This is a genomic window from Janthinobacterium kumbetense (assembly GCF_023703445.1).
Taxonomy (GTDB): Bacteria; Pseudomonadota; Gammaproteobacteria; order Burkholderiales; family Burkholderiaceae_D; genus Janthinobacterium; species Janthinobacterium kumbetense.
The window spans coordinates 1-15,611 of record NZ_JAMQGR010000004.1 but is presented as its reverse complement, the minus strand read 5'-3'; the positions used below and the strand labels follow the sequence as shown (position 1 = coordinate 15,611).

Below are 15,611 nucleotides of genomic sequence, written 5' to 3'. Positions count from 1 at the left end.
CAAATAATTTCATTTCGGAAATAGAAGAGTGAAGCATCGTGACGATGTTCAAGTAAAAAAGGATAACAACATGATTTTAGTGACTGGCGGCGCCGGCTTCATCGGCTCCAACTTTGTACGCGACTGGCTGGCGCTCAACGATGAGCCCGTGATCAATTTTGACAAACTGACCTATGCTGGCAATCTCAGCAATCTGGCCAGCCTGGAGCAAGACCCGCGGCATATCTTTGTGCGTGGCGATATTTGCGATACCGCTCACATCTCGCGCCTGCTGGCAGAACACCAGCCACGCGCCATCGTGCATTTTGCCGCAGAGAGCCATGTCGATCGCTCGATCCATAGCCCCGGCGAATTCATTTCGACCAACGTCAACGGTACCTTCAGCCTGCTGGAAGCGGCACGCGCCTATTGGAGCGGCCTGGCAGGCGAAGCCAAGGATGGATTCCGCTTCCTGCACGTCTCGACCGACGAAGTGTATGGCACCCTGGGACCGAATGATCCGCCATTCACGGAAACGACGCCGTATGCGCCAAACAGCCCCTACTCGGCATCGAAAGCGGCGTCCGATCATCTAGTGCGTGCGTATTTCCATACGTATGGCATGCCCGTGCTGACGACCAACTGTTCGAACAACTATGGCTCCTTCCATTTCCCGGAAAAACTGATTCCGCTCATCATCAGCAACGCCCGCGCCGGCAAGGCCTTGCCTATCTATGGCGATGGCATGCAAGTGCGCGACTGGCTGTACGTGGGCGACCACTGCTCGGCGATTCGCCGCGTCCTGGAAGCAGGTCGTCTGGGCGAGGTGTACAACGTGGGCGGCTGGAATGAAATGGCCAATCTGGAAGTCGTGCATACCTTGTGCGACATCCTCGATACGCTCGATCCCAAGGCGTCCGGCAGCTATCGCGAACAAATCACCTATGTACAGGATCGCCCTGGGCACGACCGTCGCTATGCCATCGACGCACGCAAGATCGAGCGCGAACTGGGCTGGAAGCCAGCCGAAACCTTCGCCACCGGCATCCGCAAGACCGTTCAATGGTACCTGGACAACCAGGCCTGGGTACGCGATGTCCAGTCGGGTGACTACCTCAAGTGGGTAGAGAAAAACTACGCGGCACGCGACACGGCCAAGGAGCAGCAATAATGGCAACCCCCATCGAACGCAAGGGCATCATCCTGGCTGGCGGTTCCGGCACGCGCCTGTACCCTGTCACCATGGCCGTCTCAAAGCAACTGCTGCCCGTATATGACAAGCCGATGATCTACTATCCGCTGACCACCCTGATGCTGGCCGGCATACGCGATATCCTGATCATTTCCACGCCACAAGATACGCCGCGCTTCCAGGAGTTGCTGGGCGATGGCAGCCAGTGGGGTATCAGCCTGACCTATGCCGTGCAGCCCAGCCCGGATGGCCTGGCACAGGCGTTCATCATCGGCAAAGAGTTTGTCGGCGATGCACCATCGGCGCTGATTCTGGGTGACAACATCTATTACGGTCACGACTTTGAATCGCAGTTGCGCGAGGCCTCGGCGCGCACCAGCGGCTCGACCGTGTTTGCCTATCATGTCACCGATCCGGAACGCTATGGCGTCGTCGATTTCGATGCACAACGCCGGGCCATCAGCATTGAAGAAAAGCCGCTCAAGCCAAAATCGAACTACGCCGTCACCGGCCTGTATTTCTACGACAGCCAGGTGTGCGATATCGCCGCCGGCATCGCCCCGTCACCACGTGGCGAGTTGGAAATCACGGATGTCAACCGTACTTATCTGGAGCGCGGGCAGTTGAACGTAGAACTGATGGGCCGCGGCATGGCCTGGCTCGACACCGGCACGCATGAATCCCTGCTCGAAGCGGGCCAATTCATCGCCACCATCGAGAACCGTCAGGGCTTGAAAGTTGCTTGCCCTGAAGAAATCGCCTACCGCCGTGGCTACATCGATGCAGCCACGCTCGAAGCATTGGCACAACCCTTGAAAAAGAACGCTTACGGTCAATACCTGCTGCGCTTGCTCGAAGAAAAAATATACTAAAGCCTGAACGGCTCATTTCACACCATGCAAATTCAAACCACCGCCATACCGGACGTCCTGATCCTTGAACCCACCGTGTTCGGCGATGACCGGGGCTTTTTCTACGAAAGCTTCAATCAGAAGCGCTTTGCCGAACTGACCGGCGTCACGCGCGATTTCGTGCAGGACAATCATTCCAAGTCGGCCAAGGGCGTGTTGCGCGGCCTGCACTACCAGATCCAGCAACCGCAAGGCAAGCTGGTGCGTGTGACCGCTGGCGAAGTCTTCGACGTCGCCGTCGACCTGCGCAAAAGCTCGCCGACGTTTGGCCACTGGATAGGCGTGACCTTATCAGCGGCCAATAAACGCCAGTTGTGGATACCAGAAGGCTTTGCCCACGGTTTTGTGGTCACCAGCGACAGCGCCGAGTTCCTGTACAAGACGACCGACTACTGGGCACCGGAGTTCGAACGCAGCCTCCTGTGGAACGATCCAGCCATCGGTATCGACTGGCCGCTCGATGGCGAACCACTGCTGTCTGGCAAAGATAAAGTCGGTACCTTGCTGGCCAATGCCGACGTTTTTGCCTGACCGTTACCGACCAATCTGACACACTGGAACAAAACTATTTCATGAGCCGTATTTTAATCACAGGAAAAACCGGCCAGGTCGGTTACGAACTAGAACGCAGCCTGCAGGGCCTGGGCGAGATCATCGCGGTGGACCGCAGCCAGATGGACCTGGCTGACCTGGACCAGGTGCGCGACGTCATCCGCCGCATCAAGCCGACGCTGATCGTCAACCCGGCAGCCTATACGGCGGTCGACAAGGCTGAAAGTGAACCGGAACTGGCGCTGCGAATCAATGGCGAAGCGCCGGGTGTCATGGCGGAAGAAGCAAAGAAACTGGGCGCTGCGATGATCCATTACAGCACCGATTACGTCTTTGACGGGTCGAAAGACGGTGCCTACGTCGAAACCGATCCGACCTGCCCCGTGAATGTGTATGGCAGCAGCAAGCTGGCCGGCGAAAAGGCGATCCAGGCGACCGGCATCCCGCATCTGATCCTGCGCACCAGCTGGGTTTACAGTACGCACGGCAAGAACTTTCTGCTGACCATGCTCCGTCTGGCCCAGGAACGTGACGAACTGAGTATCGTTTCCGACCAGTTCGGCGCGCCGACATGGAGCCGCACCATTGCCGATACCACGGCGCATATCGTGGCGCAAAGCCTGGCCACGGCTGACCGACAAGGATGGTGGGAAGAACGTTCGGGCCTGTACCATTTGACGGCCCAAGGAAAGACAAGCTGGTTTGGCTTTACCGAAGCGATCATGGCACATACGTCGGTTCAGAAAAAACCCCGCGTGAAACCGATTCTGGCGCGCGACTATCCGGTACCGGCAAAGCGGCCGAACAATTCAGTACTATCGTCGCAGCGTCTTATCAATACCTTCTGTAGTTTGCCGCAGTGGCAAGATGCGCTGAAACTGTGCCAGGATTGAGCTCGAGCCAACTCCGTTTTGCATACTCAGTGCAAAGTCCGCGCGGCCCACGGAGGTAGCTCAAGCAGCGACGACATCTCGGAGCCACGTGCTCGGGATGTGTCTTAACACACGCTGACAGCAATCTTTTCACATTGAGCAATGCTAACGAGCACTACGGCGTAGTGCATGACTCAAATGAGTTTGCGCCAAAACGCGCGTCGGCAGCAACGATCTGGCGATACATGGGCGTAATCGCCAGGTCAGCCAATACAGAGGACCGTGAAGTTGCTATCTCCCCCGTATTGGCCCATTCATTTTTTTATCATCTCCCTCTCGTGATTTTTCCGTCTCAAAAATTAATAATTAACTTCATTTTCCATGATAAAAAAATCCCTAAGCAATGAACAATCTTTGAGACTACAACTATTGCGTTTCCCTTTGATTGTCGGCGTCGTTTTCATTCATGTGTATGGCGCCACATTGATGTTTTCCGGGATCGCCACTGGAGCAAGTGAGAAGAATCATATTAGCGATTTCATTCAATCTCTTATTTCACAGGAAATTGCACGTTGCGCCGTCCCCCTTTTTTTTCTCGTCTCAGGCTATTTATTCTTTCATGACACACAATGGTCAACCGAAAGCTACGTCAAGAAAATCATCTCCCGCACCCGTACACTATTGTTTCCATTTCTTTTCTGGAACATTTTGACGTTACTGATTTTTTTTCTCGCACAGTCAGTTCCGGCAACACTGTCATACTTCTCCGGCAATAAAATATTAATTGCCAATTATAGTTTCTTCGACTACCTCAATGCAATCTTCGGGCTTACCAGATATCCTATTTCCTATCAATTTTGGTTCATCCGAGATCTGATGATATTGGCTCTATTGACACCATTGATACATTTCTCCCTCAAATGGCTGCCAAAAACTGTGCTTGGAGCACTATTTGTTCTGTGGTTTTTGAATATTGGAGAAAACAGTTCTGAATCAGCATTCTTTTTCGTACTTGGCTGTTATTTCGGCATCTATTCACAAAGCATCTTCTTGCTTGACCAGCCAATCTCAAAATTTCTAACGCCAACGCTAATAATTTATACTCTTCTGATCATCGCCAATGCATTATTCCCGGAAGCACCAAGTTATCAATACATGCACAAGACCGGCATTATTCTCGGGATACCGATCATCTTGTATTTGACGCAACCGGCGTTGGCCCTTCCCCGTCTGAAAAAAATGCTTATTGCTCTTGGATCCACCAGTTTCTTTTTATATGCCATGCATGAACCGACACTTACTGTATTCAAAAAAATATCGTACAAACTAATCCAGCCAGAACATAACTCATCAATTATTTTTATCTATTTTTTCTCGGCAATCATTACCATCATCACATCCATAGCTCTACATAAAATACTAATAAAAACATTCCCAAAATTTACTGCCGCAATTACTGGCGGCAGGTAATTAATCATCATTCAAAAACAAACGACACAAACAGCACCGCAACAATGTAATTCTTCATTTTCCTATATTCATTGCAACAGCCCCTCACTCTTTTAATCTTACGTTTACTATATTGAATTCTCATGGAACGCGGAAATACAAAACTGAAATTTTTTGACAAATATCTCGGGCCTGTCCTATTACTCGCTCTGACCCCCTTGCGTTTATTTCGCACCAGGCAAGTGCCAAAGTTAATCAATTCGGTTGCATTGCTGAAAACAGCAGCCATTGGCGATACCGTGTTGCTATCCGCAGCCATCACCGATCTACGTGTCGCCAATCCAGATATGAAAATTGTTCTGTTCACCGGCGCCTCAAATTTTGAGTTTGCCAAGCTGTTATCGGGCGCCGACCAGATCGTCAAGCTACCGCTGACCAATCCTTTCGCCTGCGTCAAAATCATACGCTCCCATCAAATCGACATTTTTATTGACTTCGACTCGTGGCCACGTATCAGTGCTCTACTCGCAGCACTGTCGCGTGCAAAAATACGGATTGGCTTCAACACATCGCAGCAATATCGCCACTTCATGCAAGACATCCCCGTACTTCACCGTAATGACCAGCATGAACTGGAGAACTATCGCGACCTGCTTGGAGTGATTGGCCTGAATGCTGCAAATTTGCCGCAGCAATTACAGCACTCTTGGAAAGAAGGTGGAAACACCATCGTCTTCCATATGTGGCCAAGTGGCACCCAGAGTCATCTGAAAGAATGGCCGGCCGAAAAATGGCACACTCTTGCGAACGAATTGCTATTACTGGGAAATTACTCGTTCGTCTTGACTGGGGGACGAGAAGACATTTCCGGCTGCGAAGCTTTTCTAGCAACCCTGCCGGCGTCACTGCGCCCGCGATTTATCAGTCACGCGGGGACATCTTTCAGCAACACACTATCGTTGTTACAGCAAGCTGCGCTGTTGGTCAGCGTCAATACAGGCATCATGCATGTGGGGGCGGCAATGGGAGTGCCAACTGTTGGCCTGCACGGCCCGACGGACCCTAGACGTTGGGGGCCTGTCGGACCACGTACTCGCTCAGTCGTCAGCAAAAGCAAAGGTGCAGGGACCTTGAATCTGGGCTTTGAATACACTCTTGAAACCGATTACATGAGCGGCATCGACGACAGTGACGTCATAAATGCCAGCCGTGAACTGCTTTGCTGGACAGCAAGCAACTGATCAGGTCAACCATGTGCATGCCAGCGATGTGAAGTGAAGTGAAGTGAAGTGAAGCACAGGTAGCAACACTTCACTTCCTGTCTTGAACACATAGGTCAGGCTTGCTGCCGTAAGAATAGCAGCCAGTAGCGCTGCAGCCGGCCCCTAGAATGCAAGGAAGGTGCGTCAATAGCGGAGAGTTACCAGACTCACGTCAATTTGGAACGGTCAAGTATCTTTGTCGTCGAATATCCATTATGGAATTCCAGCGCGATAACTTTGCCACCTGCATTTTTAACCGCATCATAGCCAACGATTTTTCAGGAACATAATCACCTCCCTCGACCAAGATGTCGGGCACAAACAGATTGATCAAACGCTCGGGTGTACTCTCCGAAAATTGGACCACCCAGTCGACGCTCCCCCCCCCCCCGCCAAGACTTGCATCCGGTCAGAGCAATGATTAGTTTAACCGATGCATCGTCATTGACAGCCACTACTAACAAGTCGCCCAACAACTTTGCAGCGGCCAGATAGCGGACATGCCCAACATGCAGAATATCGAAGCAGCCATTGGTAAATACAATGCGTTTTCCCGCCGCCTTTGCTTCGAGTACCCGTTGTAATAAGTCCCCTTCCCGCAACACCAACGAGGGCTCACCACCAGATAGATGCATGACACGCTCAAGTTCCAGTGACGTCACAGTCGCGGTACCGAACTTCCCTCACTGCAACATTGGCTGCACCGCCCGGACGCAAGTCGTCCTTGGCAATATTAACCAGTGGCACTGGCGCCTCTGATGATATGCGGCCCGTACTGCCAAACCAGTAACGATCCAGCATTAAATCGCCCCTTTACCAGCACCCGCGCACCATTCAATTGCAAACAAGCATTCCCATCATTCGACATAAATTCCCTAACAATCAGGACAAACCCAGCTTTTCCTCGATAAGTTCAATAATGATATGTAACATTTTAATATGCAGTTCTTGAACACGATCTGCAAACTGGCCGGCCTTCGTGCAAATACTGACGTCTGCCATGACGTCAAGAGCGCTACCAGCACGCCCTGTCAGGCCAACCACGATCATGCCCTTGTCTTGGGCGGCTTTGACCGCGTTCAAAATGCTCGGGCTGGTACCGCTGGTACTGATTGCCAACACGACGTCTCCTTTACGACCATGACCTTCGATAAAACGCGAGAACACGTAGTCATAGCCATAATCATTCGCCACACAAGTAATGTGGGCTGGATCACTGATGGACATAGCCGCCAGCGCCTTGCGGTTTTTCCTGTAGCGGCCGGATAGTTCTTCAGCAAAGTGAATTGCATCGCACATCGATCCACCGTTACCACAGGAAAGCACCTTACCGTCATTGCGCAACGATTCAACGATCAGATTCGCCGCCAGGTCTACATTTGCAAGCACCACTTCATTGTTGAGCAAGTCACTGAGAGCTGACTGTGCTTCCAGCAAGGAATTTCTGATCAGGGCAATACTCATTAAACACCTTCAAATAAAGAAATTTCAAATAAACCATTAACCTGCTCTAATTATTGACATGCAATCATTAACAGCCAAAGTCTTTCATACGCTAGCCAAGGCTGCCTGTACCTTGCGGATTGTTTCGTCCCAAGAAAATTTTCTGGCCTGGAGCAAGCCCTTGGTGCACAGGGATCCACGCATGTCGGTATCATTACACAAGGTATAAATACCTTTGGCGATAGACTCGACCGAATCCGGATCTACCAGCAATGCGGCATCGCCCGCTACCTCCGGTAATGAAGTGGTATTCGACGTCAATACCGGAATACCACATGACATCGCCTCAATCACGGGCAAACCAAATCCTTCGTAGAGAGACGGGAAAACCAGTCCTAGCGCTCCGCGATAAAGTCCAGGCAATTCGCTTTCCTCAACCCGTCCGGCAAATACCAGTCGTTCAGAAATTCCCAGCGTCTTCGCCTGAAGCAGTAACTCCTCAGTCGGCTTCCCCGTAAATACCAGACGAATTTCTGGATAAATATTGGACAATGCAAATGCCTGTAATATGCGTAGCTCATTCTTATGTGGTTTTCGATTGCTTACACTCAACAGATAAGAAAAACCAGGACTATACGGTGCAACATTAACGTTGTATGATGGATCGACTCCATTGCCGACATTAATTACCCTGGAAGGGTTAATGCCCGACCAATCGATAATTCGCTGCCGGGAAAAATCAGAGACGGTTAATACTGCCGAAGCATTATGGCAAGCGCGACGCATAATTATGGTGTAATACAATGTCTTCAGCCAACTGCTATTTTCTGTGCGATCAATATGATTTAGGTCATGAATCGTGAACACAAAGCGGCGCGAAAAAAACAGCGGTGCGTTATAACCTGGACTGAATAAACCGCTCCCTTTTGGAATACGCTTCAATGTTGCCAACCACAAACGCAACGCGTCAAACGGTGCTGAGGGCGAGCCCTCCACCTCCAGATGGGGAAATTTCAGCGCATTGTCCAATACGCGAGCAACCCGGCCAATGCCATGATCCCCAATCCAGCGGGCGTCATAGAAAAATTTCAAAATACTATACCTTCAAAGAATTTTGGTTATCAAGAATTATTACAGACAAGTTTTGGCGTTTGAATACTGCATAAACGGCTGCCATTACTGAGATATGTATCCATAAATATTGACGTAAAATGTTTTGATTAAATTGCAATATCAAAAACTCAAACAGCAGTGCCAGACCCAGACCTGTCAAAATCTGTGCCTGCTCAGGCGGCAATTTTCTGGCTAGGCGCATGGGTTCGACAACGATCATGAAGATATAAATCATGAAGGGAATGAATCCAAAAAATCCGCTGGCAGCTAAAACTTCTGCAAATACTGCATTACCCTCGTATAATTTGACAGTTTCAAAATCGAGGCTGGTTACTCCGTGTAACTTGGCAATTCCAGGAGCAATCCCTCCCAAACTTGTGCCAATAATCGGATTATTAATAAACAGCGTTAAAGTATCACGTAATCCATTCTCACGATCATTGACCGAGTGAGAAGATCCGCCAAATAACCCAACACCTTGAAACAAAAAAGCAATATTGTCGATGCCAATCACATATACGATAGCTGACACCAGGCAAATCAATAGGGCGCTCATGAATAATACGATTTTCGCCAGTTTTCGATCCACTTTTCCGCATGCGAGTTTCACGAAGAAACGTACAGGGTGCTGTAAATACCAGAGAATTATCATCAGCAGTCCCATTCGCGAAGAACTTAGGACTATTGAAAGGGTAATTGTTAAGAAGCAAAATTTCAAAACTCTTCTGGAAAATAATGTATTCTTAACTTCCATAAAATATGCGCAAACAACCCAGCCCATTAACAGATAAGTGGCATAGAAAGATGGTTCATATGAGAATCCATTGATCCTGGCCAAAACACCAGGAATCCACCATTGTTGAACCAGTAAAAAACTACCAAGGCCAATCAATGGAGAAATAAACTGCAGCACCCCATATAATGCAATGGCAACAAAAGAATAAATATACCATCTCATCAGCAGCCTCACCTTTTCCTTACTGGAAAAAATCTGGACGCATGCGAAAATAGTGGCAATATTGATAATTAGCCAGGCAAAATATCCAATACTCCGCTCAGGGAAACTTCCATTGGGAATGAACAATAAAATAAATACTGCCCATAAACACAGCCACTTCAGTCCCAATGGCACAGTAAATTTTTTCTCAAGCATGCTCGCCATCACTATAAAAATAGGAAATAGCAAAAATATTTGTGAAATTCTGAAATTTAGACCAAGATTTATAATTAAAAAAATATCGAATGAGGATGTAAAAGCTGCTGCAATAAACAGACCCTGCATCAACCCCATTTGATTATTTTTCTCAAGCAAAAAATAATTTTTCATCTATTTTGCCAAATGCTAATACAACTAAAAATAAATCTGAAAGAAGTGCTGTTGACAACGTCGCCGACTATCATGAGATACATCACAGTCATTTTGGCATGACAATGCTCTCAGTGAATTCTTCAGTAGTGGCATATTGCAATACAGCATGTCTTTAAATGGCACTGCTTCTACCACACAGTGGAAGATATTACATCTTGAAACCATCAAAAATACCCGAGATTAACTTCTTACGTAAATCCAACCTATATAGCTTAAATTTCAAAAACCTTGTCAAAATAAAAAATGTCAAAGCAACTACCGCTACGAATGCAGGGTAATTTTTCTTTATAAAATATATACGATTTCTCGATCCGAAATAAACCGAAAAAGGTGTCATATCCCCTCCGGTACTGCTACTTACTTTGTGCCATACCTGGCCTTCGGGCCAATAATAAACATGAATATTATTCTGGTTACAACGCAGTACAAAATCGGTATCATCGTAGTATACGAAATACCGCTCATCCATGATTCCTACCTTTTCAAATACCGATGCGTGGATCAACATGAAACATGTTGGAGCATAAGCTGTATATTCGGCCATATCATATTGCCCAATATCAGCATCACCTTCGCCTCGATGAATCGTGCTGCCGCGCCACTTCTTAATCTCTCCACCCGCACACCAGATCAATCCAGAGTCGTGAAAGTAGATTTTTGGAACAACTATTTTCTCATCACGTTTTTTCGCCAATGCAAGCATGCGACTCAATAAATCGGCATCTTTAAACTCAATATCGTTGTTAAGAAGCAAGACATATTCACACTGCATTTTCAGTGAAAGTGCAATACCTTGATTATTCGCTTTTGCTACACCGACATTCTGATCATTTTTTATCAACGTAACATTCTGCATGCCAGTCTTTTTTATCAACTCTTGCGACTTTAAAAAAGATAGATCATCTAAACTATTATCAATGATGAATAGCCAATAATCCAAGAATTTTTGACGTGTTAAACTTTCAAAAAAACCAGGCAAGACATCAGCACTGTTGAATAAAACAGTTACCAAACCAACTTGAGGGGTCATTTATACAATCCCCGTTTTTTCATTTCTTCGATGCTTGACTCGTAGTTATCCGTCTGTACTTCCTGTTCGTTTACCCAAGCTGTGAAACTAGCAATGCCTTCGCTAAACGGCACTTTAGGTTGAAATCCAAGTAAACGTTTCGCTTTGGCTATATCAGCATAATTGTGACGAATGTCACCGAGACGATAAGCACCGGTCACCTCGATGGGTACTTCCTTGCCAAACAGACCGACCAATGACTTGGCAACAGTGAGTACATCCGTCGCAACGCCAGCTCCGATACCAAATACTTCTCCATTCGCCGCGTCACTCGTCAATGCGAGGGTCGTTGCAGCAACGACATCTTCAATGAATACAAAATCACGGCTCTCCTTGCCATCTTCAAAAATACTCAGACCATTTCCATTTTTAATCCGGGTTGAAAAAATCGACAAAATACCGGTATAAGGATTACTCAGGGACTGGCCAGGGCCATAGACATTCTGATAGCGCAAAGCTGTGGCGCCAATTCCGATTGAAGCGCAGACCGTCATTACCATCTGTTCCTGATTTTGTTTGGTAATACCATAAACTGACGATGGATGAATTTTTGAGTCTTCATCGGTAGCAAGCAGCATCAACGGTTCCCCCGTCTTTGGACATAAAGGTTCGAATCGACCTGCTTGCATATCTTCATCCTTGCGTGCACCGGGATAGATAATACCCAATGCAGAAGAATGATACTTCCCTTCGCCATAAATCGAGCGCGACGACGCTATTACAATTTTTTTGATTTGATATGAACCATTTGCCAATAAATCCAGCATCAAACCCGTACCACCAATATTAACATCTACGTAACGGCGTATTTCATACATGGATTGCCCAGTACCAGTTTCCGCAGCAAGATGCACAATCGCATCTTGACCAGGTAAAACAGATTCCCAAGCGGCGCGGTCCGTAACAGACCCAAGTACAAAATTTGTTTTGTCTTTGATACTGCGATACAGCATTGATGTTACGGCTGGATTCGGGCCATGAATTTGTGGGGATAAATTATCCAGAATCGTAACTACATGTCCTGCTTTTATTAATTGCAAAGCAAGATTTGTTCCGATAAAACCTGCACCACCTGTTATCAATATATTCATTGCATCTTTACCCACTCGTTTAACTCAAAATTATATTTTTTTATAATCCGCATCGGATTCCCACCAACTATGCAGTAACTTGGTACGTCAGAATTAACTACCGTATGAGCACCAATGATAGAATTTTTTCCGATCCTGGTATTTGGTAGAATTATCGAACCATAGCCGATAAAAACACCATCGCCGATTTCAACATAATTACCTTCACATTGAACTCTGTCTCCAACCTTTATTGGATTATAAATATCATTATAAGGATGATTCACATCAACAATAGCAACATGCCCCGTTATCGAAACATTATTCCCTATCGATATTCTCGAACCACAAACAATGTGTACATTTTGCTCTATATTTACATTATCGCCAATTAACAATTCTGGCTCCCATGCATTATTCTCTCCAACAACTTCAAGTCGAGCCCCCGAACGTATCATCGTATTACTCCCGATTTCTATACATTGAGGATTTCCGATGTAAAGTGGCTTAAATAATAAAGATCGCTTGCCAATTTTCTTAAAAACAAAATTATAATAGATTTTTGTTTTTAAAATAGCCAATATTAGAAAACATCTATTAATTTTCTCATGGAATGGCAAATGGAGAAATTTAACAATTTTCAAAATCATCACTTATCATCCAATGGAATTGGATATTTTCATCCGTAAAAATTTCATTTTTAAACCAAGATAAAAAGGCAATGCCCTTCCAAAATAACGACATAAAAATAGTTTTATTTTGAAAGCCGGCTCTTCAATAAATAATTTTGTCAAACCATGATTTTTTTCAAGCAAATATTTTTTGCACAGGATGTATTGATCCAAACCAATAGCTGCAGATTTCAACAAGCATGATTGGACTCCATTTTTTGCATTCACATTCTCAAGAAATTTATTAATCTGACTTGCACTTAATTTATCTTTTGCAAAATCATGCACATTAAAAATAAAATCAAGATTTCCCAATCTTAATGATGGAGAAGATGAAATTGTATTAACTAAGTTGCTTGAATGAAACCGATAGACAGAATTGTTTCCCTTGACAATACCAACATTTCCAAGCAATGCACATTTTAGATACAATTCAGAGTCGCAGGATAAATTATCCGGATTGGAGAATGCATTCAACTCCATCGCTAATCTTCGATTGAATGCCATATTACATAAAGTTGCATCTTGGGGTTTCACTGTACCCCGCGACATAAAAATATCTATACCTGAGACAACATCGGGAAATGGCAAGGAAAGAAATGTACTTTCTTTCTTTGTTTCATCAAAAATAGTACCTTCACCGTACACAAGTACAATGTTTTCGTTTTTCTCTATGCAGCTTAGTACGCTTCTCAAGTAATCATCATTAACAAAATAATCATCATCCGACAAAATAATAAACCACTCCGCGCTAGAGCGATTAAACACTGCCTCTTTCCAATTATTTACCATCCCAATATTTGTTGTATTTTTAAAATACTTAACACGTGGATTCATTAAATATTTCTCGACCACCTCAGAGGTATTATCAATTGAGCAATTATCAGAAATTATTATTTCGAAATCGGCATTCTTTTGGCAAATTACACTACCTATTGTTTGATCAAGATATTTAGCACGATTATAAGTAGGGATAACCACACTAATTTTTGGCAAATGCATAATTTATCTTTATGGAAAATGTTTATTGGTTAATCGCCATGCAAAGGCAGCGTAAAAAATAAAGTTTATGCACTGGGTTAACAGTCCGGCAATGGCAAGCCACCATACAGAAGAATCATTTGGAATAAACTTTACCGCAATAAAGAAGCTGATAATAAATAATCCATTGACCATCCATAGAATCATACTGCGCTTTGCGATAACGACGACTCCCGCGAATATTGTTTCTATCGAAATAATTCCTTGCCATGCAGCCAAAGCAAGAAATACAAATTTAATCCCGATAACGCTGTCGGCATCACGTCCTTGGGATAGAATCTCCAGAAGCCATGGCATAATAAACCAAACTAAAAATACTCCCACCATATAAATCGGGAGGGTATTTTTCAAATAAACTTTTACATTGACATAAAATAGTTTTTTATCACGCTCAACCCATGCTTTGGCCTGCCTGGCATGATATATATTGGCTTGCGGCCCTATTGCAACGCCCGCCAAACCGTCCGAAAACTTCTTGGCATATTGGAAAATGGATATCATTCCTGGCGCCAGATATGAAAGCGCATTGTTTAATATCATTCCGACAAAGAAATTATGAAAGGAATGTCCAATACGCATCGTAAAACTATTTTTTATGAACGAAATGAAAAATTTTGCATCTATATTTTTGGGGAAACTTGCCCATTTGATCAAAATTAATGGATACAACACCAACTGCACCAATATCGAAAAACTGCTCCATTTAGCAAGTTCAATAACATCATGCTCATCAATAAAAATAAAAACAAGCAAACTTAATAATTGACCTAAAGGCAATATCAAGGATAGGCAATAAGATGCACCATAATAGTGATGCACATTCAAGGTGCAGCGCACTACATGAAGCAGCGGCGAAAAAGCTACCTGGATTAGTAATATTAAAAATACGGGGATGGCAAGTTCCTTGGCTTGCCTTCCAAATCCTCCTGCAAATCCATCCATTATTGCATCAACAATTACAAAGCAAACTGCGCTAAATACTAAGCCACTGACTATTGCCCATACAAATGCACCTCCCAAGAAATCAGCAGCATCCTCTTTATTTCTTAGATATATCTCGGTATAAAATACCTGGAACTGCTCTACTCCAATCAGTACCAACAAGCTTAGTATCGCTATAACTCCAACATTCAATAACCAGATATCAGAGTTAATATCCGTACCAAACAGTTTCCATACCAGCACCGAGTTCATCAGGCCAATTCCGGCGCCGAGAACCGCGAGCATGTTGTACTTGAGAAGCATACTAAACGTCGTCTTTCAACTCAAAATCGATATCGAGCGCGGGCAATAATTTTTCATTGCAGGTTTTGACAAAAAAGCTCCGCATCTCATCGAAGCGATCTGGTTGCAAAAAAAGAGTGCTCTGCAAAAGTTCAGCGACGATATGCATACTCAGATGTATTAGAAATTCACGCCAAAGAATTCTTCGATCTTGCTGATCGAGAAATCCATCATTTCGCGGGTCAAGCCTGGGAAGACGCCGATCCACAGCGTGTCGTGCATGATGCGGTCGGTATTCGTCAGCTCGCCCGAGACACGGTAGTTACGCCCGATCATGTACGGCTGGCGCGTCAGGTTGCCGGCAAACAGCAGACGCGTACCGATCTTGTGTTGA

16 protein-coding genes and 1 pseudogene are annotated in these 15,611 nt (G+C 45.6%); 6 read left to right on the top strand and 11 right to left on the bottom strand.

What is annotated here, in order from left to right; translation table 11 throughout:
• Positions 1–70 precede the first annotated feature (70 nt).
• From rfbB to NCG91_RS13650, 6 genes are all read left to right on the top strand, one after another.
• The gene (rfbB, locus tag NCG91_RS13675; protein ID WP_251350081.1) at positions 71–1,150 is read left to right on the top strand and encodes a dTDP-glucose 4,6-dehydratase; all 1,080 of its coding nucleotides are present in this window, start codon (positions 71–73) and stop codon (positions 1,148–1,150) included.
• Positions 1,150–2,043 (top strand): glucose-1-phosphate thymidylyltransferase RfbA, encoded by an 894-nt coding sequence (gene rfbA / locus NCG91_RS13670; protein ID WP_251350080.1) that lies wholly within the window; start codon positions 1,150–1,152, stop codon positions 2,041–2,043. Before rfbB ends, rfbA begins: the two co-directional genes overlap by 1 nt.
• 24 nt (positions 2,044–2,067) lie before the next feature.
• Positions 2,068–2,613 (top strand): dTDP-4-dehydrorhamnose 3,5-epimerase, encoded by a 546-nt coding sequence (gene rfbC / locus NCG91_RS13665; RefSeq protein ID WP_099666301.1) that lies wholly within the window; start codon positions 2,068–2,070, stop codon positions 2,611–2,613.
• Between the two features lie 41 nt (positions 2,614–2,654).
• Positions 2,655–3,527 carry a dTDP-4-dehydrorhamnose reductase gene (rfbD, locus tag NCG91_RS13660; RefSeq protein WP_251350079.1) on the top strand — a complete coding sequence of 291 codons (873 nt, stop codon included), beginning with the start codon at positions 2,655–2,657 and terminating at the stop codon, positions 3,525–3,527.
• 360 nt (positions 3,528–3,887) lie between these two features.
• The gene (locus tag NCG91_RS13655) at positions 3,888–4,976 is read left to right on the top strand and encodes an acyltransferase family protein (protein ID WP_251350078.1); all 1,089 of its coding nucleotides are present in this window, start codon (positions 3,888–3,890) and stop codon (positions 4,974–4,976) included.
• A 122-nt stretch (positions 4,977–5,098) separates the two neighbouring features.
• The gene (locus NCG91_RS13650; RefSeq protein WP_251350077.1) at positions 5,099–6,196 is read left to right on the top strand and encodes a glycosyltransferase family 9 protein; all 1,098 of its coding nucleotides are present in this window, start codon (positions 5,099–5,101) and stop codon (positions 6,194–6,196) included.
• A 311-nt stretch (positions 6,197–6,507) separates the two neighbouring features.
• Here NCG91_RS13650 and NCG91_RS13645 read toward each other — a convergent pair whose 3' ends face one another.
• From NCG91_RS13645 to NCG91_RS13595, 11 genes and pseudogenes are all read right to left on the bottom strand, one after another.
• Positions 6,508–6,852, bottom strand: a complete 345-nt coding sequence (locus tag NCG91_RS13645; RefSeq protein WP_251350076.1) for an adenylyltransferase/cytidyltransferase family protein — start codon at positions 6,850–6,852, stop codon at positions 6,508–6,510.
• Positions 6,853–6,904: 52 nt separating this feature from the next.
• A pseudogene (locus NCG91_RS28030) lies at positions 6,905–7,085 on the bottom strand (D-glycero-beta-D-manno-heptose-7-phosphate kinase); the annotation flags it as partial.
• Positions 7,086–7,099: 14 nt separating this feature from the next.
• Positions 7,100–7,681, bottom strand: coding sequence for an SIS domain-containing protein (locus NCG91_RS13635; RefSeq protein WP_251350075.1), 582 nt, complete (start codon positions 7,679–7,681; stop codon positions 7,100–7,102).
• Between the two features lie 84 nt (positions 7,682–7,765).
• Positions 7,766–8,752, bottom strand: coding sequence for a glycosyltransferase family 4 protein (locus NCG91_RS13630; protein WP_251350074.1), 987 nt, complete (start codon positions 8,750–8,752; stop codon positions 7,766–7,768).
• Between the two features lie 4 nt (positions 8,753–8,756).
• Positions 8,757–10,100, bottom strand: a complete 1,344-nt coding sequence (locus NCG91_RS13625) for a hypothetical protein (RefSeq protein ID WP_251350073.1) — start codon at positions 10,098–10,100, stop codon at positions 8,757–8,759.
• 190 nt (positions 10,101–10,290) lie between these two features.
• The gene (locus tag NCG91_RS13620) at positions 10,291–11,172 is read right to left on the bottom strand and encodes a glycosyltransferase family 2 protein (RefSeq protein ID WP_251350072.1); all 882 of its coding nucleotides are present in this window, start codon (positions 11,170–11,172) and stop codon (positions 10,291–10,293) included.
• Positions 11,169–12,302 (bottom strand): NAD-dependent epimerase/dehydratase family protein, encoded by a 1,134-nt coding sequence (locus tag NCG91_RS13615; protein WP_251350071.1) that lies wholly within the window; start codon positions 12,300–12,302, stop codon positions 11,169–11,171. Before NCG91_RS13615 ends, NCG91_RS13620 begins: the two co-directional genes overlap by 4 nt.
• Positions 12,299–12,931 carry an acyltransferase gene (locus NCG91_RS13610; RefSeq protein ID WP_251350324.1) on the bottom strand — a complete coding sequence of 211 codons (633 nt, stop codon included), beginning with the start codon at positions 12,929–12,931 and terminating at the stop codon, positions 12,299–12,301. Before NCG91_RS13610 ends, NCG91_RS13615 begins: the two co-directional genes overlap by 4 nt.
• Positions 12,932–12,937: 6 nt before the next feature.
• The gene (locus NCG91_RS13605) at positions 12,938–13,954 is read right to left on the bottom strand and encodes a glycosyltransferase family 2 protein (RefSeq protein WP_251350070.1); all 1,017 of its coding nucleotides are present in this window, start codon (positions 13,952–13,954) and stop codon (positions 12,938–12,940) included.
• Positions 13,955–13,963: 9 nt separating this feature from the next.
• Entirely contained in the window at positions 13,964–15,220 is a 1,257-nt protein-coding gene (locus tag NCG91_RS13600) for a lipid II flippase MurJ (protein WP_251350069.1), read from the bottom strand.
• 177 nt (positions 15,221–15,397) lie between these two features.
• Positions 15,398–15,611, bottom strand: a 214-nt coding sequence (locus NCG91_RS13595; RefSeq protein WP_251350068.1) for a DegT/DnrJ/EryC1/StrS family aminotransferase, incomplete at its 5' end; no start/stop codon positions are given.

Excerpts from the sequence above, each read along its gene's own strand:
- NCG91_RS13655 (WP_251350078.1), top strand. The coding sequence starts at position 3,888 with ATGATAAAAAAATCCCTAAGCAATGAACAATCTTTGAGACTACAACTA.
- NCG91_RS13600 (WP_251350069.1), bottom strand. The coding sequence starts at position 15,220 with ATGCTCGCGGTTCTCGGCGCCGGAATTGGCCTGATGAACTCGGTGCTG.
- NCG91_RS13645 (WP_251350076.1), bottom strand. The coding sequence starts at position 6,852 with ATGCATCTATCTGGTGGTGAGCCCTCGTTGGTGTTGCGGGAAGGGGAC.
- NCG91_RS13625 (WP_251350073.1), bottom strand. The coding sequence starts at position 10,100 with ATGAAAAATTATTTTTTGCTTGAGAAAAATAATCAAATGGGGTTGATG.
- NCG91_RS13605 (WP_251350070.1), bottom strand. The coding sequence starts at position 13,954 with ATGCATTTGCCAAAAATTAGTGTGGTTATCCCTACTTATAATCGTGCT.
- rfbC (WP_099666301.1), top strand. The coding sequence starts at position 2,068 with ATGCAAATTCAAACCACCGCCATACCGGACGTCCTGATCCTTGAACCC.
- NCG91_RS13635 (WP_251350075.1), bottom strand. The coding sequence starts at position 7,681 with ATGAGTATTGCCCTGATCAGAAATTCCTTGCTGGAAGCACAGTCAGCT.
- rfbA (WP_251350080.1), top strand. The coding sequence starts at position 1,150 with ATGGCAACCCCCATCGAACGCAAGGGCATCATCCTGGCTGGCGGTTCC.
- NCG91_RS13610 (WP_251350324.1), bottom strand. The coding sequence starts at position 12,931 with ATGATTTTGAAAATTGTTAAATTTCTCCATTTGCCATTCCATGAGAAA.
- NCG91_RS13615 (WP_251350071.1), bottom strand. The coding sequence starts at position 12,302 with ATGAATATATTGATAACAGGTGGTGCAGGTTTTATCGGAACAAATCTT.
- NCG91_RS13620 (WP_251350072.1), bottom strand. The coding sequence starts at position 11,172 with ATGACCCCTCAAGTTGGTTTGGTAACTGTTTTATTCAACAGTGCTGAT.
- rfbB (WP_251350081.1), top strand. The coding sequence starts at position 71 with ATGATTTTAGTGACTGGCGGCGCCGGCTTCATCGGCTCCAACTTTGTA.
- NCG91_RS13650 (WP_251350077.1), top strand. The coding sequence starts at position 5,099 with ATGGAACGCGGAAATACAAAACTGAAATTTTTTGACAAATATCTCGGG.
- rfbD (WP_251350079.1), top strand. The coding sequence starts at position 2,655 with ATGAGCCGTATTTTAATCACAGGAAAAACCGGCCAGGTCGGTTACGAA.